Genomic DNA, 22,342 nt, shown 5'->3' on the forward strand with positions numbered 1-22,342 from the left:
TCCAACAGAAGCCAGTCAAACATGCTTGAGTCACCTCAAGCACCTATACTTCTTGCCGCCCGGCTGAGAACCTCCTCCCCCCAGAAAACAAGATGTGGGTAATGTATAGCCACGCGTGGAGAGGGGGAGTCGAGCAAGCGCGAGACGGGGGTGAGGTCAAGGCCTTCGGCGCGTCACTTCCGAAGCACTGATGGGCACTGGCTGGCGCTAGCCGCCAGCGTCGGTGCCGCCCCTTCAACACGGAGTCGGCGAACGTCAGCCGTCTGCCCTCACGAGTCTCTCAGTCAGGCCGACGCCCAAGGATGGCGACCCAGTCCTCCTGCCGACGGATGTCCGGAACATGGAAGCCGGCGTCCTTGATCGCCGTTAGGGGGCTGTCCATCAGGGTCTCGATGATCCCGGAGGCGATGAAGTAGCCACCCGGGCGAAGGCGACGCCAGACCTCCGAGGCGATCTGGCAGACGATGGGCGCATTGATGTTCGCGACGACAAGGTCGAAGCCTTGCTCGGGCACAACCGTGATGTCGCCCCGCCGAACCTCCACCGACTCGCCAACCCCGCTCTTGGCCGCGTTGACTCCGGCGGTCTCCACTGCCACCGGATCGACATCCACTGCCACAGCACTCGCCGCTCCGAGCAGTACCGCGCTCAGCGACAGAATCCCCGAGCCGCAGCCAACATCGAGAATCCTGGCGCCGGGCGTGACGAGGTCCTCCAGCGCGACGAGGCAGAGCTGTGTAGTTGGATGGGTGCCGGTGCCGAAGGCCATCTGCGGGTCAAGCTCGATCACCACGTCATCGGGCCGGGCAGCCTCGGGATCCTCAACCGGTGGCCAGGGCTCCCAGGAGGGCTTGATGACCAGACGTCGACCGATCCGCAGGGGATGGTAGAACTCCTTCCAGGCCTGCGCCCAGTTCTCATCCCGCACGATGTCCCGCTCGACGACGATGGGGGAGTTGCCCCCGAGATACGCCGGGATGTCCATCATCCGGGACACCAGCGTGCGGTGATTCTCCTCCGCCTCTGGACCCACCGCAACGTAGGACCGCACGAGCTTGAGGGCTCCGCAGTCCTCCACGCTGGGTCCTGCACCGGTGACCTCCAGCATGATCCCCACAACGGCCTCGACGGCGGCTGAGGGGCATTTCACGGAAAACCTAACCCACTCCAACAGCTCTCGACTCCCTTCGGTTGATGCTGAACGCGACCGGCCTGACCCGGCCGCACAGGACGTGAACGGTTCCTTTACCGGGCGGTTGCCGGCCTGGAATCCAACACTCGCCTGCTCGCCCGATGCTTAGTGTGACGCAGGACCGCACAGGCGGTCAAGTGACTACCCCATCTTCGAGGGATGGTGCGACATGACAAGCCCTGCTCTTCCGGCCGGAATCCTGTTGGTACTGGTGTTCGCTCCTCTCAGCCACGCCCTGGCCTCTGCGCCAGAGATACTCTGCCCGACACCGACGCAGCCGAAGGACCAGGCAGGAGGGGACCAGCAAGACCGGCTGTTTGACGAATACTGGCGCGCGCAGTTGGGGCGTCTGTCGCAGACGCCCCCCAACTGGTCTATCTGGGCAGGTCGCGAGTTAGTGTTCAAAGGTGCAGACGGCCTGGAGCGACGTGCCGTCCTGCAGATCCCGGCCAAGATGCGTTCGCTGGCCGTCTATGTGACCGACGGTTCCTCCCGTGATCCGGTCCGTGCCCCTTCCGGCCAGGGCGTTGTGATCTTCCCCTGGCGAGCCGACGTGCCGCAGGTTTCCGCCTCCCTAACTGCCCGAGAGCACCCTCTGACGCGGGCGATCTCGGACACCTGTCGGCTGGTGGAGGTCCTTGTGGGGATGAACGACCTGCCCGTATCCAGGGTTGGGCTGATCGGCGAGGGCTACGGAGCTGTAGTTGCACTGGCTACCGCCGCCTTGCGACCTGAGCTCATCTCCTACGTGGTCGCCCATCAGCCGATCTGCCCCGCCGAGGCTGTCCAGAGAGTGCTTCCCGCGGATACCCCTGCAGCCGCGGAGGCCGCTCTGACCGCCTCCCGTCACACAAGGCGCCTGAAGGCTGCGAGCTTCGCGGCTCGCGTAGAGACGCCTGTCCTCATCACCGCCGGGACCCTTGATGAGTGCGCACCCGAGGTGAGCATACAGGCCATGTATGAGAGCCTCAAGGGGCCGCGCGAGTACTGGCGACTGCCTGGCGCGAGGCACTGCACCTTGCAGCAAGTTCCTGACTGGCTGGGGCGCTGGATGCAGTGGGCTGCGAAGTCTCGCTCTCCAGTCTAGGCACCTCGGTCAGCGGTTTTGTGCCGCAGTGCTGGGCTGCGGACACAACAGACCGCCCCCACCCTCCAGACGCACTGCCCCGTCCTTCCGGATGGGGCAGTGTGCTGCCTGCTCTCCCCTCGACCCATCGTCGCACATACTCAAGCCAAAGACAAGCCGGGCCCGCCTTCCGCCCCGTCGCGCCGCCTTCTGCCTCTCCCCCTCAGGATAGGGCTTGGGTGCGGGCCTCTGCCTTCCCCCCTGAGATCAGGAGGTCGGCGCCAGATCGACACGGAAACTACCCTCAGAGACTTCGTAGGTCTCAACGCCGCAAGAACCGCCGAAGCCGCCAGGCAGAACCGTCCCTTGAGCCTGGCCTTCGACGGTGCGAGAAGAGGTCCCCATGACAGGACATTATATTGTCTTCGAAACGCTCGGTACGGCTGTGCTGAAGCCCTTTGAAGTCCCACAGCCCGGGCCGGGCGAGGTTCTGCTGGAAAACGAGTTCACCGTCATCAGCGCCGGCACCGAGCGAGCCAACTTGGTCGGCCTGCCGAACACCTCGGGTGCTTTCCCCTTCTACCCCGGTTACTGTGGCCTTGGGCACGTGATCGCTATCGGCGACGGCGTCGACAAGGTCAAAGTCGGCGACCGTGCCTTGGCGAACTGGTCGGGACACCGCTCCCATGCGCTGCAGAAGGCCGCCGGTCTGACCGTGGTCCGCGACGATCACATCGAAGCCCTCGACGCAGCCTTCGTCCCGATTGCCGCAATGGGCCTCCAGGGCGTCCGCAAACTCAAGCTCCAGCTGGGCGAATCCGCGATGGTGATCGGCCTCGGGCTTCTTGGCACCTTCGCCACCCAGATGGCGGCGATTGACGGGGCCATCCCGGTGATTGTCTCCGATTTCGACAAGCGCCGTCGCGACCTCGCCCTGACCCTCGGAGCGGACTACGCCTTCTCGCCCGATGAGGAGGGTCTGGCCGACAAGATCAAGGAGCTGACCTACGGCAAGGGTGCCGACGCGATCGTCGAGGTGACCGGCTCCGCAGTGGCGCTGCAGCAGGCGCTGACCTACGTGGCCTGGGAAGGTCGGGTAAGCCTCCTGGGCTGCACTCGGATCCCCGACGCCAACATCGACTTCTACCAGTACGTCCACCGGCGCGGCGTGTCGCTCATCGGAGCCCATACCATGGTGCGGCCGAAGGTGGACTCCTATCCCGGCTACTGGACTGAGGGCGACGACTACCGCACTCTCCTGGCCTTCCTTTCGGCCGGTCGGCTCAAGGTCCGGCCGATCATCTCAGAGATCGTCTCTCCCCAGCAGGCTCCGGCGGTCTACACACGCCTCGCCGAGGACAAGCACCCACCTCTCGGAATCGTCTTTGATTGGAAGCGGATACGATGACCCCTATCAAGATCGGACAGATTGGCACCGGACACGAGCACGCGTCGGGCAAGATGGACGCACTCCGCGGCCTCACGGAGTTCTACGAGGTCGTCGGCGTCGTACCGGAAGAGAACCCGGACTGGCACTCGCCCAGGTCCTACGAGGGTGTGCCGGTGATGACGGAAGAGCAACTCTTCAGCACACCGGGCCTCCAGGCCGTCGCGGTCGAGACGAACATGCCGGACCTTGCTGCCACCGCCATCCGCTGCATGGAACGCGGCCTGCACATGCACATGGACAAGCCGGGCAGCGAGACCCTGGAGCCCTTCCGGCGGCTGATTGAGGGTTGCAGGGCTAGGGGAGTGGCCATCCAGCTCGGCTATATGTACCGCACCAACCCGGCGATCAACCTCTGCTTCCGGGCCTTGCGCGAGGGATGGCTCGGCGACATCTTTGAGGTCCACGCGGTCATGAGCCGCTACGATGGCGACAACTACCGCCGGTTCCTGTCGGGGTATCCCGGCGGCGCGATGTACGTCTTCGGCAGCCACCTGATCGACCTCACGGTCGCGATGCTCGGACGGCCCGACAACGTGGTGCCCTTCCAGCAGTCCACCCGCGACGACGGGCTCATGGACAACGGGCTTGCCGTGCTCGAGTACCCCCGGGCGACGGCGACCATCCGCTCCGCTATCACAGAGGTCGACGGCATGAAGCACCGCCGACTGATCGTCTGCGGAACGAAGGGCACCGCTGAGATCTGCCCGCTGGAAAAGCTCTGGGATCGGCAGCGCCTCGACCCCTTGCACGTGCGGCTGACCCTCTTCGAGGACAACCCGGAGTACAAGGCCGGCACCCACCTCATCGATGTCGGCGCCATGAACGGCCGCTATGAAGACCAACTCATCGAGCTTGCCCGGATCATCAACGGCGAGACCGAGAACCCGTACCCGTACGAGCACGAACTCGTGGTGGAGGAGACGCTCCTCGCCGCCGCCGGGTACACCGTCTGGGGATGATGCCATGCACGCAGTTCTGATAGGCGACAACCGGTCGTTGGTCTGGAGTGAAGTCCCCGATCCCGTCCCTGCGGCCGACCAGATCCTCCTTGACGTCCATGCCGCCGCGCTGAACCGTGCCGACCTGATGCAGCGTGCCGGCAACTATCCGCCGCCGCCCGGCTGGCCCGAGTGGATGGGACTTGAGGTGGCGGGCGTAGTCAGTCGAGCACCCGCTGACAGCCGCTGGAAGCCCGGCGACAAAGTGTGCGCACTCCTGGGAGGCGGTGGGTACGCCGAACGCGTCGCTGTGCCCGCGAACATGGTCCTGCCCGTCCCCGAGGGCCTTTCGATGGTTGAGGCAGCGGCGATCCCCGAGGCCTTTGCCACCTCGTATCTGAATCTCTGCATTGAGGGAGGCATGAAGGCGGGCGATACGGTGCTCATCCAGGCCGGGGCAAGTGGTCTCGGCATGGCCGCGATTCAGCTCGTGAAAGCCCTTGGCGGCCTCGTGATGACGACAGTGAGCACGGAGAAGAAGGCCAGGTTCGTTCGCGAGTTGGGCGCCGATTTCGTCATCAACCGGTCAACCGGCGACCTCGGCGCTGCCATGGAGGAGCACCCGGTGGACATCGCGATGGACTGCATCTGCGGCCCCGAACTCGGGCGCTGCATCGAGAAGATGGCGGTCGGCGGACGCTGGATCGTCATCGCGACCCTGGGCGGCGCGAAGACGGAGTTGAACATGAACCTCTTCTTTCGGCGAGGCCTCCGGCTCATCGGCAGCACGCTGAGGAGCCGCACCTCAGAGATGAAGGGCGAGATACTGGCCGGTCTCGAGCGAGTGCTCTGGGACGCCTTCTCCTCGGGGAAGATCAAGCCGGTGATCTACGCCTCGCTGCCCATCACCGAGGCCGAAGAGGCGCACGCGATCCTCGAGCGCCGAGAGAACCTCGGCAAAGTCGTGCTGACGGTTCCGTGAGCGGGCCTCCACGAGCCGATGCCAGACTCAGGTATGCTCGACGCCGGCCGCCGTCGTAGGTGTGCGCCGGAAGAGGATGGCCAGGGACCAGGTTGACCCCGGGAAGGTCACCGCCCAGAGGGCCGCGATCCATATCATCCAGTGGAAGTAGATCTGGAGCGCAAGGAAGGGCAGCAGCAGCCCGTTGGCCGTCAGGAACCACCGCGCGACCCTCTCTATCCCGTTCCCCGTGAACACCAGGGCGGCGAAGAGGGTCGCCACACTCATGAAGCTGTACCCAAGCATGTCGACGGAGTACAGAAACGAGTCGAAGGGGACAAACAGAAAGGGCTCAAGGCCGGCGACACGTCCGCTGGCGAGGCGCGGTGCCACCAGGGTGAGCTGAACGTAGTAGGTCACGCTGATCAGGACCGCGTAGGCGGTGGCGAAGGCTACCGCTGCATGGCTCCAGACCTTCCTGTCGGGTGGGGCCACTTGATGGATGCTCACCGCAAGCATCAGGAACGCGGAGCCCAGGAACAGTGACGGCGTGAGGAGTACCACAAGGCCAAGAGGGGAGCTCGAACTCTCCGGCCCTCCCTGAGAGCCCAGCCATCCCAACCACTCGGCTATCTGCCCGAGGTCGTACGCAAGGCTGAACACTGTGGCGAGTACCGCGGACCAGAACCCGGCGGTCCGTGTTGAAGGGGAAATCGGTGCGATCACTGCCTGCCTCCCCGTGCTGGTTCGCTCGCGTGGTGCATAGGTGGCTATACTGGGCGTGGGTGACCAGGAGCTCTTCCTGCCGACGTTAACGCGTCAGGGGCACACTTCCCTTCCTGCTCTCACTGACCTTCCCCACCCGGATAGCAGACGCAACCCTGGAGGATCAAGGATGGCAAGAACCTGGCGCGTCGGAATCGTCAAGGACACCTCGAAGGCCATGCTCGGGCTCCACGGCCTTCATACCGCCTTCCGTGGACTGCCCGGCGTCGAGGTCGTTGCGCATGTCGACTCCAACACTGAAGACCTCGAAGCGAAGATGAGCTACACCGGCGCCAGGCGTCACTACACCTCCCTAACCGACATGCTGGCCAGGGAGTCCCTCGACATCGTGGTCCTGTGCTCCCGGCATCCCTACGACCACCTCGACCAGATCCAGGCCGTGGCGGAAGCGGGGTGTCATATCTACTGCGAGAAGCCGATCACTGCCAACCTGCAGGAAGCCGACCGGATCGTCGAGATCGTCGAGCGGACGGGGATTCGCCTCTGCATGGCGCATCCCGCCCGGTACGCTCTGCCCTTCCGAGCCATGAAGGCCATGGTCGAGGCCGGAGAGATCGGGCAGCCCATCACAGTCTTCGGCAGAGGCAAGGATGACCACCGCGGCGGCGGGGAGGACCTGATCGTCCTCGGCACCCACATCCTGGACCTGGAGACCTTCTTCTTTGGTGCGCCGGAATACGTCTACGCGGAGGTCACCGTCGACGGACGTGCCATCGTCAGGGGCGACAGAAGCCAGACCGTCGAGCCGATCGGCCCGGCGGCGGGCGACGACATCTTCGCCTACTTCCGTTTCCCCGGCGGCGTGCGTGGGGTCTTCGAGAGCAAGCGCGGGCTCTTTGGCAAGACGAGCGAGGACGTACACATGGGGGTAACCGTAGCCGGGACCGAGGGAGCCCTGTCGATGCGTTTCAACGACGGCGGTGCACCCCAGTCGCAACTCCGCATCAGCAGGCAGGCCGGTTCCTTGGAGTACGGCGCCTGTTTTGAGGAACTGCCGCTCACCGAGGACCGTGTCATCCCCGGTGCCGAGCCGCTGGACTACTCCCTGTGCGGCCAGCGGGACATCCCGGGCGCGAGGTTCATCCTGGAGGGCAACCGCTTCGCCGTCTGGGACCTGATGCGCTCTATCGAGGAGAACCGGGACCCCGTCGCCAACGTGTACAGCGCCCGGCTCGCGCTGGAGATGATCTACGGGATCTACGCCGCGCACCTATCCAGGGGTATGGTCAGCTTCCCGCTCGCAGACAGAACGCACCCTCTCGGCGATCCCGAGGAGGGCCTAGGCGAGCAAGCCTGAGATGACCTCTTGAGTCCGGCACCCTACAGGCTCCGCACGAAATCCAGCACCTCGTCGGCGTGCTGATCGACCTTCACCTTCGGGTAGATCTTCCGCACCGTGCCCGACTTGTCAATCACAAAGGTCGTCCGCACGATCCCCATGTACGTCTTCCCGTACATGCTCTTCTCCTGCCACACTCCATACTTCGTGGCCACCGTGGCCCCCGGGTCACTGAGAAGTGGGAAGTTCAGTTCATGCTTGGCGACGAACTTGCCGTGGGAAGTCAGGTCGTCGGTGCTGACACCCAGGACCACTGCCCCGGCGTCCTCGAACTCCTTCCGCAGGTCGCGGAAGCTGCAAGCCTCCTTGGTGCAGCCCGAGGTCAGGTCCTTGGGGTAGAAGTACAGCACGACGTGTGACTTGTCCTTGAAGTCCTTGAGGCTGATCTTGCCGCCCGTGCTGGCCTCGAGCGAGAACGCCGGCGCCTTCTTCCCTTCTGCGATCTCGGCCATGGTTGCTCGACCTCCTTGTGGAGTATGGGGCACGCCACAGACCTGTCAGACGCCTGGATGCCGGTTGCCTCCGTCTAGTCGCCAAAGAACTCGTAGTACAGGGCTCGTACGGCATCATCACAGCGTTCCTGCATCACCCCGAACACGATGCTGATCTCCGAGGAGCCCTGGTTGATCATCTCGATGTTGACGCCGGCGCCAGCCAGGGCCTTTGCGGCACGAGCCGTGATTCCCACCGTGTGCCTCATGCCCTCGCCGACGATTACCACGAGGCCGAAGCCGCGCTCCACGGTTACGTCGTCGGGGTTCAGCTCCGCGATGATCCGCTGCTTGACCCGCTCCTCGACGAGGTCGGTGAACTCCGCTTCCCTCAGGATTACCGAGATGTCGTCAATCCCCGACGGGGCGTGCTCCCAGGACAGACCCTCTTCTTCGACGATCTCCAGCAGCTTCCGCCCGATGCCGCGCTCACGATTCATCAGGTACTTGCGCACGAAGACAATGCAGAACTCACGGTCGGCAGCGACACCTGCCACAACCCCCGGCGAGCACTCGCGCTCTCCGACGATTCGGGTGCCTGGCGCCTGCGGGTTGTTGGTGTTGCGGATCCGTACCGGCACACCGACCTGCGCGACCGGCTCCAGCGCTTCGTCGTTGAAGACGCTGAAGCCCGTGTACGAGAGCTCTCGCATCTCGCGGTAGGTGAGACACTCGATCGGCTTCGCATGGGGGACGATCCTCGGGTCCACCACGCCGACCGAGTCCACATCGGTGAAGTTCTCGTACTCCTCGGCGCCGACCGCCCGGGCAAGAATCGAGCCGGTGATATCGGAGCCGCCACGTGGGAAGGTAGCGACTGCCCCGCTCCGAGTGCGGCCAAAGAACCCCGGGAACACCACTACTCCCGGCTCGTCACGAAGCACCTTCAGGTTCTCGTAGGACTCCGGCAGGACGCGCGCATTCCCCGGCTCGTCGCTCAGCAGCAGACCAACCTCGCGCGGGTTCACGTAATGCGCACCCTCGATGCCCAGCTTGACGAAGGCCTGGGCGACGATCTGGGCGCTGTAGTCCTCGCCCGCTGCCTTGACGGTGTCCATGAAGCGCCCGCGGTCCGTGCCATCGCTCTGAAGCCGCTGTTGCAGGTCCTGGCGAATGCCGTCGACGACCGCCTGTGGCAGATCAAGGTCGGCGCGGATCTCCTCGAAGCGCTGGACCACCGCATCGAAGGCCGGTCCCGGATTGCCCATGGCAAGCTGGTTCTCGGCGCAAGCGATCAGTAGATCCGTAACCTTGCTATCTTCCTTGAACCGCTTCCCGGGAGCCGACACGACGATGATGCGCCGCTCCGGATCCTCCTTCACGATCTGGGCAACCTTGGTGATCTGTTCCGCCGAGGCGAGGGAAGTGCCGCCGAATTTCGCTACCTTCATTGTGCTCTCTCCATCAAGGCCGATGGCCCGTCAGGGCAACGCAAGGTCGCTCCGGGTCGGGTCACCGTAGTGCAGTGGGTTCGCAGGTTGTGCCACCAGTCATCCCGCTTGGCTCAGTCGCCGCCGTTCAGACCGGCTCAGAAGGTCTTGCCGTCGAGCATCGCCAGGAGGCGGGCGACGTAGGCGGCATTGTACTCGACACTCTCTTCGTTCTCAATGCCCGCTGCCACCGCGTCGGTCCTCTTCAGTGCCGTGAAGGCGCAGGTGAAGCCCTCCTCGGGCGGAATCCTGGCGCTGCCCCCGAGTGCCTTGATCGCTACGAAGGGTTTCTTGATCTCGTTGATCACCCGCACGGCCGGGGCGTAGTCGCAGTAGACTCCGACGAAGTTCAGTGGCATGGCGTAGAACTCCGCGTCGTAGCCCCGTTGCTCGGCAACCTCGATGATCTGTGGTCTGTGGCTGCCAAGTCCCGGCACGCAGCCACGCTCCCGGATCCGCGCCAGCCACGGGACGACCTGCTCCATATGGTCCTGGCCGTCAAGGACGACGGCGCCCACGTAGTTGTAGTTGAAGCAACTGTCGACCTGTCCGCCCTGGATATAGATGGCGAAGGCGCCCTGGTCTGCGAGCTTGTCTATGACCTCCAGTTGGCGGGCCAGGGGGCCGTGAGTGTAGGCGATCCAGTGCGGAGCCTTGCCAACGCGCTTCTCACACAGAACTCGGGCCTGGTGCAGCGTTCCCTCGTCGTCGTAGTTGCCGGCCATCGTGTTGATGCCGCACTCCAGGCACTTCTCCAGGAGCTGGGCGATCCGGTCCGGCGTCATCACCTTCCGCTGCCAGGCATTGTGAGCCGGTGAACGGTAGGAGTACCCCAGAAAGGGGTTCGACCCGCAAATGAGACGGCTGACCTCAACTTCGCCCAGGCGCATCGTCGGCAGCACAGCCATTGTAGACCTCCTCCAAGCCTTGCTTCTGTAAGGGTTATATCGCCCAGTCCGTCTCCTCTTGTTCCAGCCGCTCCAGGGCCTCACGCAAGGCCCTGGTATCGTCGCCCGACAAGGACGGGTTGGCCTCCAGCAAGGTGAAGGCATCCTCGCGGGCCTGCACTAGCGTGGGTGTGTCGGCAATCAGGTCGGCCATCCGCAGGTCTGGGAGACCGCTCTGCCGTGTTCCCGCCAACTCCCCCGGACCGCGTCGCCGCAGGTCCTCTTCCGCAACTTCGAAGCCGTCCGTCGTGCGTTCCAGCACTCGCAAGCGGTCCACAACGTCCGGTGCCGAGGCGCGGGTGAGCAGGATGCAGATGCTCTCCTCGGTGCCGCGGCCAATGCGCCCGCGAAGCTGATGGAGCTGGGCCAGCCCAAACCGTTCCGCGTTCTCCACCAGCATCACCGTTGCGTTGGGCACATCGACTCCGACCTCGATCACCGTCGTCGCGACCAGGATGTCGAGTTCGCCCTCGCGGAACTTGCGCATAGTCTCTTCGCGTTCGGCGCTGTCCTTCCTTCCATGGAGCAGCCCGAGGCGCAGGCCGGCGAAGTGGCCCTCCTGGAGACGGTGGAACTCCCTCTCGGCGGCGGCTACGTCGTTGGATCCGCCATCCTCCACCAGCGGGCACACGAGGTATGCCTGCTGCCCGGCGGCCACTCGTGCGGCAACAGTCTCGTAGGCCTGCAGACGCTCCTTGCCCCAGGCCAGGACGGTGAGGACCGGCTTGCGATTCGGCGGGAGTTCATCCAACACCGACACATCGAAGTCTCCGTAGGCGGTCAGGGCCAGGGTGCGCGGGATCGGCGTCGCCGACATGACGAACACCTTGCAGCCGTCGCCCTTGCCACTCAGTTCGGCACGTTGGCGAACGCCGAACCGGTGCTGCTCATCCACGACGGCGACGGCCAGGTCTCTGAAGCGGACCGCCTCCTGAAACAGTGCGTGCGTGCCGACCACGACCTCGCCGCCGGTCACTTCGAGGTGCTCACGCAGTCGTCGCTTGCTGTCCTCCGTCATGCTCCCGGTCAGCAGGCGGCAGGGGATGCCCAGTCGCTGCAAGGGCTCACGGAGTGTCTTGTAGTGCTGCTCAGCGAGGAGTTCGGTCGGCGCCATCAGTGCACCTTGCTTCCCTGCTCGAGCCGCCGACATGAGTGCGAAGGCCGCCACCACCGTCTTGCCCGATCCCACATCGCCGTGGATAAGCCGGTTGGCGGCCGTCGGGCGCTCCAGGTCACCGGCAATCTCTGCCAGCACCCTGAGTTGTGCGCCGGTCGGGGCAAAGGGGAGAGCGGCGATGAACTCCGCCATCAGCGCGTGTCCGGGAAGCGAGGCGCTCCCGGAGTCCTGGGTGAGTGAGGTCTTGCGCCGGGCGAGAACCACCTGCAGCTCGAACAGCTCCTCGTAGGCGATGCGGGCATGAGCCGCCTTACGCAAGGTGTCGTCTGTCGGGAAGTGAACCTGACGCAGTGCCTCCGGGAGGGGCATCAGCCCTCGCGCTTCAGCGAGCGAGGCAGGCACAACACCTTCCGGCAACGGGTCGCAGGCCTCCAGGGCCTCGGCGACCAGTCCGCGCAGCCAGCCCTGTGAGACGCCCCGGGTCAGTCGGTACATGGGGACGATTCGCCCCACACTGAGCCGCTGCTCATCGCTGTCCTGGGGAGTCTGCTCCTGGGTCTCGCCCTCCTCCTCCTGCGCTTCCCCTCCACGGGAGAGCATCTCCGTCTGCGCCACGATGAAGCGGAGCTGACCACGATAGAGGGTAGCCTGACCACTGACCACCAGCACGGTTCCGGGCTCGAACTGCTGCGCACGGTACTGCTGGTTGTACCACACGAGGGTCAGGTCGGTAGCTCCATCAGTGGCGGGCACCTGTGCCATTGCTCGGCCACGGCGCCCAACGACGTGCCCCAGTTCGGTGACGGTGACGATGAGCGTGGCGGACTGTCGGTGCTCGAGCGAGGCGGCCAGGGGGAGAACGCGTCGGTCGTCATAGCGGACGGGGTAGTGGCGCAGCAAGTCGCCGACCGTATGCAGGCCGAGATTGCGCAGAGTCTGAGCGCGACGCGGCCCGACGCCCCGCAGGAAACCCAGTCCGTGGTCGGCCGTGAGCTTGTCGGGAGGTTGTCCGCTGCGGTAGCGTTTGCGGTACAGCTCCAGCGCCCGCAGGACCTTCTCGCACACTTCCCGGCGCTGCGGAACAGGCATGCGCCCGTACTCGACGACGGCCGCCGCAAGTCGCTCCAGCCGCCGGGCGAGATCGGGATCGGCCCGCGGAATCTGGTCCTCAGCCCAGGTGCGGATCATGGCCGCGTAGCCGCCTTCGACGGCGCGGTCCTCACACCCGAGCTTGAGCTCAAGCTCCGTCGGCTTTACCGGTATCGTCAGGTTCGGTCGAGTCATGGTCTCAGGCAAACTGCAACAGGATCACGCCGCCCACAAGGAGCAGGGCGCCGAGGATTACGTTCCACCAGAGTTTCTCCTTGAACACCAACCACCCCACCACAGCCGAGATCAGCGGATAGGTGGCGGTGATACAAGTCGCACGCGGTGGTCCGACGAGCTTCACCGAAGCCACGAACAGCACGTAGGCCCCCGAGAAGCTAACCAGACCGTGAATCACATAGCACAGGGCATCGCGCAGGGGCACCGTGCGGAATTCCCGCCAGGTCCCTGAGGTCGTCGCATACACCGCGTAGAGCAACCAACCCGCTGCCAGCAGCAGACCGTTGGTGGCCACAGCCCCAATCTCCTTGGGCAGCGTCCCGATCAGCGTCTCGCCAACCGACCAGCAGGCGCAGGAGATCATCGAGAGGAGGATGCACAGCCGGTGTGTCTGTCGCTCCTCTTCCCCGCGGTTCGGATGGTTGGGCTCCAGGCCGACCAGAATGCCGCCCAGCACCACCAGGATACAGGCCCCGAGCAGCGACCACTTGAAGGTCGCCAGCCCCAGGGCGATGCTGAGGAACAGGATGGGAATCGCCTTGACCCGGGTAATCGGCACCGCCACACTGATGTTGCCGATCCGGACGGCCTCGTAGTAGAGCATGCACCCGAGAGTGAACTGCAGGCCCCCGGTCACCGCATAGAGCGCCCAGAGCGCAGGCCGAAACGAGAAGACCTGTGTCATCTCGCGCCCCGACAGCAGGATCATCACCAGCGTCCCAGTGGTCAGCGAGATCCCAATGCCGAGGCGACCGGAGATGCGTGACAGCTTGAGCGGAATCACGACGACGCCCCAGCACACAGCGGCCAGGGCGGCGAGCAGATAGGCGTGAGCAGTCGTGCTCATGTGGTCCTTCCCGGAGGGCACCTTACCGGCCGGTCAGGGCCGCCAACGTGCTGTCCAGACCCCTCCTGCTCAGTGAGAGCCGGGGTCCGGTGCTATGCTGTGACCCTGTGGCTCAGAAACGCCCCTGGACCTTGCCCAGCGGGAAGCTGATCTTCGCGCCGGTTCGCTGCGATTCGTACACCGCCAGGTTGAACTCGACTGCGCGTCGCGCCTCAGGGCCGGGAACAAGTGCCGCGCCGGTACCTTCGAGCCAGTCGATGAAGGCCTCGATCTGCACCTGGTGGGCACCGATTCCGTCACCCAATCCGGCCCTCGGATCGGCGGAGGAGGTAGCACCTTCTGTGGACGCCTGCGCCAGGCTCTCCTCGCCTTCCACGTCCCAGTGGGTGATTTTGTCGCCCTCGATCACCACGTTGCCCTTGGAGCCGTGGACCTCCAGCCTCGTCTTCATGCCCTTGTGAGTCAGGGTCGTGCCCTGCAGCACCCCGTGCGCACCATTTCTGAACTGGATGGCGACCGAACCGATGTCCTCGGTCTCCATGTCGTGCGCCAGGGTCCCCGCATAGCCGCCCAGGCTCTCCACCTCGCCCATGATCCACAGGAGAAGGTCGACCCAATGCACCGACTGGTTCATCAGGGCACCGCCGCCATCCCACTGCCAGGTGCCCTGCCAATGGTCCGTATAGTACTCCTGCGCCCGCCACCAGGGGACGAAGGCATTGCCGTAGTAGACGGTCCCCAGTCGCCCCTCCTCTACCGCCTTCTTCAGGGCGCTGTAGCTGGCATAGGCACGGAACTGGTGCACCGCAGCCAGCTTCACTCCGTTCTCCTGCGCCGCCGCGATCATGGCGTCGATGTTCTCGAGCGTCACGTCGATCGGCTTAGTCACGAAGCTGTGCTTGCCCGCCTTTGAGGCCGCGATGCTCACTACATGGTGATGGCTGCTGGGCGTCGTGATGTGGACGACGTCGATGTCCGCACGCGCCAGCAGGTCGTTGAAGTCCGTATAGTAGGCCTCGGCGCCCCACTTCTCCGCAGCCCCCTTCGCCCGCTCCTCGATGAGGTCACAGGTCGCAACCAGCTTCGCCCGCGGCACCCGTGAGATAGCCTCCAGGTGAACGGGGCTGATGACCCCGCAGCCGACAATGCCGTATCCGTAAGTGCGCGACATGAGTCCGATCTCCTTGATGCTCTCCGGCAGCCTGTAGAGCGCCGCCCGACTGAGTTACTTGATGTCTTCGCCGGCGAGGCCGGTCGCCCTGATCGCTGCGGTCCCCGTGAGGCCGCCGGCGTACTCGTAACGCTTGTCCAACACCGCAAGCAGGTCGTAGACCCCCTGCTTCACGTCGGCTCCGGTCCGACCGCTGATGACCAGACCCGCTGCATCGGCCCGGATCTGACACGCCTGCGTGAGTCCGGCCTCAACTCGCAGCGCCACTCGCGGCTTCCCTGCCGCGGCCTTCTCAGAGACCTGCGGCGGCGCAAGGGTCACCGGTGGTCGGACGGCCGCGGAGTAGTAGTAGGGGAAGTAGTCGGCCAGGCGCTGGGCAGCGTAGGCAACCTGCGGGTCAGCCGGAGAAGCCTCAATCCCGAAGCCACATGCCTTGCCCGGCAGATCGACCCACGGGAAGTTGTCCACCGTCGCCTGATCCACCTCGAAGCAGTTCGAACGAAGGGTCACCAGGCACTCCTGCGTGCCTGTAAGCGTGACCGGCCGCTCGGTCTTCCAGCCCTCTTTGTCCCGAGCCAGCGTCAATACCTGCCCGTCGATCTTCAGTCCGGTGGGGGAGAAGCGGCCCCAGTCCGGAAGTGCCAACGTAACCTGCGCCGGCGTCGCAGACTGTAGTGCGATCCTCAGTACGGTCTGGGCAAGCCCCTGGTTGACGCTGACCGCAGCCCGCAGACCTTCCGGAGCCGGGTTGAGTTGCAGCGCGGACCGCAGGACCAGAGCGTCACGCGAAGCGACCTGGACGCTCATCTGAGTCTGCCCGCCACGGACCTCATTGGGCATGGGTTCGCTGCTGCCCTCCCGGGCAAACAGCATCGCTCCCTCGCCGAACCAGCGGTCGTCCGCGTCAATCGTGGCGACCCTTATCTCCGCCGTCTTGTTGCCGGTCATCAGGAACTGCCGCCGCCCCTTGCCGGCGCGACTCATCACAAAGGGCCCGTCACAGGTGGCGGCAGGAACCGGCTGCCAGCCCGTCTGGGCAATCTCCATCAGCAGTGGCAACCATCGCACGAGCTTGCGGTGACCGAGGCAGATCCGGGGCGTTGGCACGCCGGCCACCTGCAGGCAGGCGATGATGGTGTAGTCGTCCAGACCCCGCAGCGCGTCCTCCATCTGCGTGGCCGTCATGCCCTCGTAGTTGAGCATCTCTTCCAGTTCGTAGGTCTCCCAGAACACCATCGTCTTGTGACCCAGGAAGTTGCGTAGACACTGGGCGGTCCAGCCGTCCACCGTCATCGGATCGGCCTCGAGCATCGCCGAGTCCGAGCGCAGGGGAGTCAGGTAGCAGGGCAAGCCGCCGGGATTGCTGACCACGGACAGCGGCCGTCCCTCGGCATCCTCATTCTCATGGCACCAATCCATGAGCTTGGCGATCGCCACACCCTCATCCACATACACGCCGCGGTCATCCCAGGCCCGTCCAGGGCATTGGTTCACTGCCGGCCCAAAGTACTTGGCTCCCCCGTTGGCGGTATCGAAGGCGAACCCCTGGATATTGTTCCCGTCGACCATCGCCTTCATGTCCAGCAGTGACTGCTTGCCGAAACTGGTCTGGTACGGGAACACTCGCACCTCATTGTCCGGACCGGTCACCCAGGGCTTGTCGAAGCGCAAAGTCACTCGCGAGTCGGTGATGAGCGCATCCTGGTAGCGCGAGTTGGCCAGTTGTTCCTCGCACCAGATCTGCGAGGGGATGTAGCACATCATGGCGACGTCGCACAGCTTTCCTGCATCGAAGCGCGCCTTCCGCACCTTATGGTACTGGTCAATCGGGAGCAGACGGTCGCCGCTATGGGGTCGGGCCGGAGTGTAGTCCCACAGTTCCGGACGACCGTAGATGTCGCCGGTCCGCTTGAAGGGGGCGTAGCACCACTCCCAGCCGGCCTGCATCCGTCGACACAGCTCCGGCTTGGGCGAGGTGGTCCAGGCCAGGTAGCTGCCACCGTTCAGACTCGCCCGCGGATCGACTCCCGGTCGCGGTGAGAAGAAGCTCGGGAAGGTCTCGTAGTACCAGTGCAGGGCCTCACGGTAGCCCCACCGCGTCGTGAAGAACCCGGCCAGCAGGTTCACCGTTTCCGACTTGCCCGGATCAACAACAATCCGCGTGGCCGTCTCGAGGGTAGAGGTCCCCTCACCGGGCGTGAAGCTGTGGCACAGGTAGGATAGCCACTGGTCGGGCAGATAGCCCACGGCCAGACACGCCGAGGCGTTGGAGAGAGCCGTCAGCGGGAAGCGACCTTCGTACCGCTCGTTCCTCTGGGCGATCGTGGCTGCCAGCGGGCGTTCGCCGTCGAAGAACTCCTTCGCTGCCATCGAGGTGCCGAGACGCAGGCCCACTTCCAGCTTCATCTGCCGCGGCCCGCGGTTCGTGATGGTGACCTCGCCGAAGACCCACTTGCCTTCCGCCTTCGCCGACCAGTGCACAGCGAGTGGTGCATCCGGACGCGTCGGAAGCGCCAGTTCGGTTTTGCTGTCCGCCTCTCGCACGAACAGAGGCCCTTCAGCCACCACGCCGTCCGTCCGCAAGGCAATCCCGGGTTCCTCGCGGTGCCACAGCAGATCCTGCAACGGACCGGCTGGATACGGTGGCATCTCCTGGGCGAAGGCCGCCGCTCCCAGGACCAGGAGCAACACCAGGACAGGCATCGCCCTCAGACCCCGAAACAGGTCTCTCATGGAGCCACCTCCGCCGGGTAGTCCCTGGCGACCTTCTGGCCGCCGGCCGTGGTCACAGCCACGTGGTAGACCGTCTCGGTGGAGACGCCCGGTAGCTTGCGTTCAAACTGCTTGTCACCCTTCAGCGGCCCACTGTCGAAGAGCGGCTCCTTGCGGTCACCCGCAAGAACCTGCACCTGCGTCAGGCCCTCCGGAGCCTGCACCTTCACCTGCAAGTCGGTCGTGGCACGGAACAGTCGGAAATCGTCGTACAGGACTTCACCCGCGGCGAAGTACATGCCCGCGCTGACCGCCACCGAAGTCAACTTCTCCGGAACGTGGAAGGGCAGGCGGAAGGGTTGCCACTGGTCGGGGAGACCGCGCATGTACTCAGGCTTGAGGAACACGGGAACCAGCGAGTGGTTGAGCAGCGAGAGCTGGTAGAACCGCTCGTTCACACTCGGACCGCCGGCCGGGGAGGCGTGCACGTAGCACAGCAGCTTCCCGCCGCGCAGGCGGAACCAACCTGCCAGCACATAGTCGGTGTTCGGCTGGACGCCAACGGTCTGCCCCCAGTAGCCCGACATGGAGCTGGCCTCGGCTTTGAGGTAGACCGCTCTGCCGGTATGCCCGCGGTCCGTCCACTGGGTCTCGAAGTTGTCGGGCGCCGCCGTTCCCCAGTGCCATTGCGCGGGCAGGTCACCCTCGCCTTCCTCGAAACCGGCATTGGCAATCAGGTTCGGCGCGGGCAGGGGCGGGTCTGAAGTCACCTGTATCTCGGCGGCTCCACAGGGCACCGCGAGCATAACCATCAAGGCGACGAGTTGCATAGCCGGCAACCTCTCCGGTAACCGTTCTGTGTGTCTGCGAGGATTCTAGGCTGCCTAGCGTCCCGGGAAGTTGGGAGGCACCGGCATGCCCATCTGGTCAAACATGCGCTTGATGAGCTCCTCGTACATCGCCGGGTGCGCAGACATGTAGACGACGTACACCATGTAGGCGACGAACATCAGCGTGCCCACCGAACCGATGATGATCCCGGCCAGACTCAGGCCGCCCGGCCGCCGGTTGTGGGCGACAATGGACAGCACAAGCCCGATGGGGCACAGAATCAGCCCGCATCCGCAGCAGGAGAGGAGGATCCCGGCAATGCCCAGGATCAGCCCGACGATCGCCATCGTATCGTCGCCCGAGCGTGGAGGACCGCCCGGAGTCTCCGGCAGTGGCGGATAGCTGTAGGGTGGCTGGTACGACCCCGGTTGTGGCGGGACTGGGGTGCCCGGCGGATATGGAGGCTGCGTCCCAGGCGGAACCGAAGGCGGAACGCCCTGAGCCGCCTGCGGTTGGCCCGGAATCGGCTGCCCGTAGATGTGCGGAACGCCATAGGCAGACCCCGCCGGTGGTGGAGGCGGGGGAGTCGGCATGCCGGGTGTCGGTGGCATACCTGGAGGTGTTGTTGGGTAGGCCGGCCCTGGCGGCGGTGGAACAGCCGGCATCCCGGCACCTTCGACCGGCGCCTCAGGCGCAGGCACGCCCTCTACCGGTATCTCGGAAACAGGAGGCTGAACGGCGGCCTCCTGAGCAGCGGGCTGCTCCGGGACTCCTACCGTCTCTTCGAGAGTCTTCCCCACCTCGGGTGTCGGCGTGGTGCGGTTGCAGTACGGGCAGATGATCCGGTCCATCGGGATCTTCCCGCCACAGTAGGGGCACGTGCGCTCGTTGGTCACGGCAAGCCTCCTCAGGTCGCGCGGAAACCACGTGAGCACGTATTCCACACGCGCAGGGAAACTCCTCCGCTGCCCCTTGCGTCTGACTGTGTAAGAACACCTCAGATCGGGTTATGCCAAAGATAACTATGCAACGTAGTAGACAGTACGTTGTCAAAGAGGTATCATGAGGGCTAACCGTCGTCTTGGCGGTGTTGACGTTCCCGGACTGCTGCAGGTCGGCCGCTCCCGTACAGCCGTGAGAGTCAGGTTCGAGTACCGCGTGATCAAGGGTGGAACCTAATGCCCGCACGGGCGTTTGTACAATTCGGCGCAGACAGCGAGATGGCCGTGACCAAGGGCGCGCCGGCAGCCGAGTTTGCCTGTCCCGACTCGGTTCTGGTCGAAGCGGCGCAGTTGGGCAACAACGACGCCTTCGGTGCCCTGGTTGACCGCTATCATCGCCGCATTCATGGTGTCGTCTACCGGATGTGCGGGGCCACCGACGCCGAGGACATCACCCAGGACATCTTCCTGCGGGTCCTTCAGGCCCTGCGGGGGTTCAAGTTCCAGGGCGAGGCGAGCTTCCGCACCTGGCTGTATCGAATCGCGGTCAACGCTTGCATCAATGAGCTTCGACGCCGTAAGCGCCGGCGCGATACCGACGGCCCTTCTCTTGATGAGGCCATCGAGACGCCCAGCGGGGCGTTCTCTCGCAGCGTACCCGACTACTCGCAGATGCCGGACGTTGAGGTGGAGCGCCAGGAGTTGTGTGCCGCCGTCCATGCGGCCTTGCGCTCACTATCGCCGCGACACCGCATCGTCCTGACGCTCATCGATCTGCAGGGAATGGAGTACGAGGAGGCAGCCCAGGTGATGGGCTGCCCACTGGGGACCCTCAAGTCAAGGGTGGCACGTGCAAGGGATGCCTTCGCGGTTGCCTACCGGCGCTACGAGCAGGGCACCTTGCAGATCACGCAGAAAAGTGTCGCCGAGGTGCCCCAGGGCAACACGGAACGTTAGTCGTAACGCGGCTGAGCAAGGGCGCAACGGGCTGTTCGTAGTCTGCCCTGCGAGACCTCCGGGCCGTGAAAGCCGGGCTAAACATGAGATGCCGCGACGCGGAACAACTGATGGGTGAAGCCTTCGGCGCGGACCTCGACGAGGGGCAGCGAGATGCCTTCGCTGAGCATCTTGCCCGCTGCCCGCGCTGTGCAGCCATGGCAGAGCGCATCGCAGCGGTCCGAGGGCCGCTTGCGGTAGCTCGTGCCCAGGAGCCGCCCCTTCCAGTCGGCCTGGCAGACCGGATTCGGGCTGCCGCTGCACACACTCAGCAGCAGCCACGGCCCTCTCATCCGGTGCGGCTGACGCCCACGATTCTGGCGACCGGTGGGGTTCTGGCACTGGCTGCCGCCTCCCTGTACATATTCGTCTTGCATGCGCCAAGGCTGCAGCCGATCTTGCCCGCACCGACCTCACCGACCACTGTTGCGTCCCAGCCTGCTCAGACCTTGCTGCCGGCTCCCGCGAGGACGACCGTGCCTGCACCAAAGGCGCCGAGCGTCGCGATTGCCCAGGCTCCGCTGTCTCCTGCGAAGGCCCTTTCTGCCGCTCCGGTCCGCTTGGTCAGGCACGCTTCGGCGAGACGCGAGGCATCCTCCATCCGGACCACGCGCGCCCACGTCTCTGCAGACAGGCCACAACCACGGACGAAGCCGGAGGAACCGGCACCTGCCGTCACAGAGGGCACTCGCCTGGCCTCTGCAACTGGACCTGTAGGCAATCCCTCCACCTACAGCGCGACCATGGTCGCTGCCACACCGGCTGCGGCCGCGACGCGTCAGCCCACTGAGGCCGATCGTGGCATGGTGGCCAGCCTCATTGCCGGCTACGTTGTCGAGCGCTACGTAGCGGAGCGGATCATCCAGTCCGAGCCCACCTTGCTGGCGGTCACGACCTCGATTCCCTCCTCCTCACAGACTGCCGTCACCGACGTGACACCACGGTGATATCCTGATGCGAGTTGCGAGCCTGCTTGGGGTCCTCCTGCTCTTGGGTAGCTGCCTGTCGGCGGCTGCGCAGACCGAAGGTGCGCCTTCGTTCCTCGACGCCCTCCAGAAGGCAAGCCCCGAGGCCCAGGCTGCGGTCTCAAAGCTGCTCACCGACAAGTACCCGACGCTACCCAGCGAGATTGCCACGCTGATTCTACGGGAGCGTGCCAGCTTCTTCACCGATGTGCGGCCCCTGCTGGACAAGCTGGTGGCTGAGAAGTACCCCGGTCTGCGGGCCTTCGTCGAGGAGCAGTTGCGGAAGGCTCCCACGATGCAGGCGGCGATCGACCAACTGATTGCCCAGCGCTACCCCGATCTGGTGGCCGAGATCCGTGCGCTGCCGCCTGGTCCCGATCTCTCGCAGCGAGCGGCGGCCCTGGTGCAGACCAAGTACCCCGACTTGCTGCGCGACGTCCTGGTGGTCCTACAGACACAGCACTCAGACCTGATCACCCAGATACAGTCGCGGGTGCGCGAGGAATTCCCCGGCTTTATCGCGGATGCCGGGACCCTGGTCCTCACCCGCTATCCGGAACTCACGGGCAAGATCGTCGCCCTTGTGACCGCCAAGTACCCGCAGCTCTTGCCTGACTTGCTCAAGCTCCTGATGGCGCCAGCTCCGCCGGCTCCCGCACCCAAGCCCACTGAACCGACTCCTCCGCCAGCCGGTTGACGCCGGCAGAGGATCGGGATAACCTCGCAACGAATATGCGCCAGAGTGGACCTCGCTCTGGCGTTGCGCTTTCCGGGACGCTGAGGCGGGGCCGCAAACCGACCTCGTGAGGCCCGCGAACCAGGGGCGCCGACCGGTA

At 64.9% G+C, this 22,342-nt stretch carries 21 protein-coding genes; 8 read left to right on the top strand and 13 right to left on the bottom strand.

The genetic code is table 11. The features are described 5' to 3' along the window. Positions 1 to 280 precede the first annotated feature (280 nt). Complete coding sequence (prmA, locus tag ABFE16_14650) at positions 281 to 1,171, bottom strand: 50S ribosomal protein L11 methyltransferase (protein ID MEN6346536.1); 891 nt, start codon at positions 1,169 to 1,171, stop codon at positions 281 to 283. Positions 1,172 to 1,361: 190 nt separating this feature from the next. On the opposite strand from prmA, the gene ABFE16_14655 reads away from it, so the two are divergent. From ABFE16_14655 to ABFE16_14670, 4 genes are all read left to right on the top strand, one after another. Then, a complete protein-coding gene (locus ABFE16_14655; protein ID MEN6346537.1) occupies positions 1,362 to 2,279 on the top strand; it encodes an acetylxylan esterase in 918 nt (305 codons plus the stop codon). Positions 2,280 to 2,661: 382 nt separating this feature from the next. After that, the gene (locus ABFE16_14660; GenBank protein MEN6346538.1) at positions 2,662 to 3,666 is read left to right on the top strand and encodes a zinc-binding alcohol dehydrogenase; all 1,005 of its coding nucleotides are present in this window, start codon (positions 2,662 to 2,664) and stop codon (positions 3,664 to 3,666) included. Further along, complete coding sequence (locus tag ABFE16_14665; protein ID MEN6346539.1) at positions 3,663 to 4,667, top strand: Gfo/Idh/MocA family oxidoreductase; 1,005 nt, start codon at positions 3,663 to 3,665, stop codon at positions 4,665 to 4,667. Before ABFE16_14660 ends, ABFE16_14665 begins: the two co-directional genes overlap by 4 nt. A gap of 4 nt (positions 4,668 to 4,671) precedes the next feature. Further along, entirely contained in the window at positions 4,672 to 5,628 is a 957-nt protein-coding gene (locus ABFE16_14670; protein MEN6346540.1) for an NAD(P)H-quinone oxidoreductase, read from the top strand. 27 nt (positions 5,629 to 5,655) lie between these two features. On the opposite strand, the gene ABFE16_14675 is transcribed toward ABFE16_14670, so the two are convergent. After that, entirely contained in the window at positions 5,656 to 6,333 is a 678-nt protein-coding gene (locus ABFE16_14675; GenBank protein MEN6346541.1) for a hypothetical protein, read from the bottom strand. A gap of 169 nt (positions 6,334 to 6,502) precedes the next feature. Between ABFE16_14675 and ABFE16_14680 the strand changes: the two genes are divergently transcribed. Continuing rightward, complete coding sequence (locus ABFE16_14680) at positions 6,503 to 7,690, top strand: Gfo/Idh/MocA family oxidoreductase (protein ID MEN6346542.1); 1,188 nt, start codon at positions 6,503 to 6,505, stop codon at positions 7,688 to 7,690. 23 nt (positions 7,691 to 7,713) lie between these two features. Here ABFE16_14680 and bcp read toward each other — a convergent pair whose 3' ends face one another. The 9 genes from bcp to ABFE16_14725 all read right to left on the bottom strand — a co-directional run bounded on the left by bcp (position 7,714) and on the right by ABFE16_14725 (position 19,500). After that, entirely contained in the window at positions 7,714 to 8,184 is a 471-nt protein-coding gene (gene bcp / locus ABFE16_14685; protein MEN6346543.1) for a thioredoxin-dependent thiol peroxidase, read from the bottom strand. Between the two features lie 74 nt (positions 8,185 to 8,258). Further along, the gene (locus ABFE16_14690; GenBank protein MEN6346544.1) at positions 8,259 to 9,614 is read right to left on the bottom strand and encodes an aspartate kinase; all 1,356 of its coding nucleotides are present in this window, start codon (positions 9,612 to 9,614) and stop codon (positions 8,259 to 8,261) included. Positions 9,615 to 9,751: 137 nt separating this feature from the next. Beyond that, positions 9,752 to 10,561, bottom strand: coding sequence for a hypothetical protein (locus tag ABFE16_14695; GenBank protein MEN6346545.1), 810 nt, complete (start codon positions 10,559 to 10,561; stop codon positions 9,752 to 9,754). Between the two features lie 34 nt (positions 10,562 to 10,595). Next, complete coding sequence (gene recG, locus ABFE16_14700; GenBank protein MEN6346546.1) at positions 10,596 to 13,001, bottom strand: ATP-dependent DNA helicase RecG; 2,406 nt, start codon at positions 12,999 to 13,001, stop codon at positions 10,596 to 10,598. Positions 13,002 to 13,005: 4 nt separating this feature from the next. Next, complete coding sequence (locus ABFE16_14705) at positions 13,006 to 13,890, bottom strand: DMT family transporter (protein ID MEN6346547.1); 885 nt, start codon at positions 13,888 to 13,890, stop codon at positions 13,006 to 13,008. Between the two features lie 112 nt (positions 13,891 to 14,002). Then, the gene (locus ABFE16_14710; protein MEN6346548.1) at positions 14,003 to 15,061 is read right to left on the bottom strand and encodes a Gfo/Idh/MocA family oxidoreductase; all 1,059 of its coding nucleotides are present in this window, start codon (positions 15,059 to 15,061) and stop codon (positions 14,003 to 14,005) included. 54 nt (positions 15,062 to 15,115) lie between these two features. Then, positions 15,116 to 17,794, bottom strand: coding sequence for a hypothetical protein (locus tag ABFE16_14715; GenBank protein MEN6346549.1), 2,679 nt, complete (start codon positions 17,792 to 17,794; stop codon positions 15,116 to 15,118). Then, complete coding sequence (locus ABFE16_14720) at positions 17,791 to 18,603, bottom strand: hypothetical protein (GenBank protein ID MEN6346550.1); 813 nt, start codon at positions 18,601 to 18,603, stop codon at positions 17,791 to 17,793. The genes ABFE16_14715 and ABFE16_14720 overlap by 4 nt, the downstream gene beginning before the upstream one ends. A 54-nt stretch (positions 18,604 to 18,657) precedes the next feature. Next, positions 18,658 to 19,500, bottom strand: coding sequence for a hypothetical protein (locus ABFE16_14725; protein ID MEN6346551.1), 843 nt, complete (start codon positions 19,498 to 19,500; stop codon positions 18,658 to 18,660). A 282-nt stretch (positions 19,501 to 19,782) separates the two neighbouring features. Here ABFE16_14725 and ABFE16_14730 point away from each other — a divergent pair, with 282 nt between their 5' ends. Beyond that, the gene (locus ABFE16_14730) at positions 19,783 to 20,502 is read left to right on the top strand and encodes a sigma-70 family RNA polymerase sigma factor (protein MEN6346552.1); all 720 of its coding nucleotides are present in this window, start codon (positions 19,783 to 19,785) and stop codon (positions 20,500 to 20,502) included. 77 nt (positions 20,503 to 20,579) lie between these two features. Here the strand turns inward: ABFE16_14730 and ABFE16_14735 are convergent, their stop codons facing one another. Together ABFE16_14735 and ABFE16_14740 are read right to left on the bottom strand one after the other, a co-directional pair. Next, a complete protein-coding gene (locus ABFE16_14735; GenBank protein ID MEN6346553.1) occupies positions 20,580 to 20,918 on the bottom strand; it encodes a hypothetical protein in 339 nt (112 codons plus the stop codon). A 65-nt stretch (positions 20,919 to 20,983) separates the two neighbouring features. Continuing rightward, positions 20,984 to 21,229, bottom strand: a complete 246-nt coding sequence (locus ABFE16_14740) for a hypothetical protein (protein ID MEN6346554.1) — start codon at positions 21,227 to 21,229, stop codon at positions 20,984 to 20,986. Positions 21,230 to 21,284: 55 nt separating this feature from the next. On the opposite strand from ABFE16_14740, the gene ABFE16_14745 reads away from it, so the two are divergent. After that, positions 21,285 to 21,488 carry a hypothetical protein gene (locus tag ABFE16_14745; protein ID MEN6346555.1) on the top strand — a complete coding sequence of 68 codons (204 nt, stop codon included), beginning with the start codon at positions 21,285 to 21,287 and terminating at the stop codon, positions 21,486 to 21,488. A 7-nt stretch (positions 21,489 to 21,495) separates the two neighbouring features. Further along, complete coding sequence (locus tag ABFE16_14750; protein ID MEN6346556.1) at positions 21,496 to 22,203, top strand: hypothetical protein; 708 nt, start codon at positions 21,496 to 21,498, stop codon at positions 22,201 to 22,203. Positions 22,204 to 22,342 lie beyond the last annotated feature (139 nt).

It is taken from the genome of Armatimonadia bacterium (assembly GCA_039679385.1).
GTDB lineage: Bacteria > Armatimonadota > Zipacnadia > Zipacnadales > JABUFB01 > JAJFTQ01.

Coding starts and splice junctions, on each gene's coding strand:
- ABFE16_14655 (MEN6346537.1), top strand. CDS start 1,362: ATGACAAGCCCTGCTCTTCCGGCCGGAATCCTGTTGGTACTGGTGTTC.
- ABFE16_14660 (MEN6346538.1), top strand. CDS start 2,662: ATGACAGGACATTATATTGTCTTCGAAACGCTCGGTACGGCTGTGCTG.
- ABFE16_14665 (MEN6346539.1), top strand. CDS start 3,663: ATGACCCCTATCAAGATCGGACAGATTGGCACCGGACACGAGCACGCG.
- ABFE16_14670 (MEN6346540.1), top strand. CDS start 4,672: ATGCACGCAGTTCTGATAGGCGACAACCGGTCGTTGGTCTGGAGTGAA.
- ABFE16_14680 (MEN6346542.1), top strand. CDS start 6,503: ATGGCAAGAACCTGGCGCGTCGGAATCGTCAAGGACACCTCGAAGGCC.
- bcp (MEN6346543.1), bottom strand. CDS start 8,184: ATGGCCGAGATCGCAGAAGGGAAGAAGGCGCCGGCGTTCTCGCTCGAG.
- ABFE16_14690 (MEN6346544.1), bottom strand. CDS start 9,614: ATGAAGGTAGCGAAATTCGGCGGCACTTCCCTCGCCTCGGCGGAACAG.
- ABFE16_14695 (MEN6346545.1), bottom strand. CDS start 10,561: ATGGCTGTGCTGCCGACGATGCGCCTGGGCGAAGTTGAGGTCAGCCGT.
- recG (MEN6346546.1), bottom strand. CDS start 13,001: ATGACTCGACCGAACCTGACGATACCGGTAAAGCCGACGGAGCTTGAG.
- ABFE16_14705 (MEN6346547.1), bottom strand. CDS start 13,890: ATGAGCACGACTGCTCACGCCTATCTGCTCGCCGCCCTGGCCGCTGTG.
- ABFE16_14710 (MEN6346548.1), bottom strand. CDS start 15,061: ATGTCGCGCACTTACGGATACGGCATTGTCGGCTGCGGGGTCATCAGC.
- ABFE16_14715 (MEN6346549.1), bottom strand. CDS start 17,794: ATGAGAGACCTGTTTCGGGGTCTGAGGGCGATGCCTGTCCTGGTGTTG.
- ABFE16_14720 (MEN6346550.1), bottom strand. CDS start 18,603: ATGCAACTCGTCGCCTTGATGGTTATGCTCGCGGTGCCCTGTGGAGCC.
- ABFE16_14730 (MEN6346552.1), top strand. CDS start 19,783: ATGCCCGCACGGGCGTTTGTACAATTCGGCGCAGACAGCGAGATGGCC.
- ABFE16_14735 (MEN6346553.1), bottom strand. CDS start 20,918: ATGCAAGACGAATATGTACAGGGAGGCGGCAGCCAGTGCCAGAACCCC.
- ABFE16_14745 (MEN6346555.1), top strand. CDS start 21,285: ATGGTCGCTGCCACACCGGCTGCGGCCGCGACGCGTCAGCCCACTGAG.
- ABFE16_14750 (MEN6346556.1), top strand. CDS start 21,496: ATGCGAGTTGCGAGCCTGCTTGGGGTCCTCCTGCTCTTGGGTAGCTGC.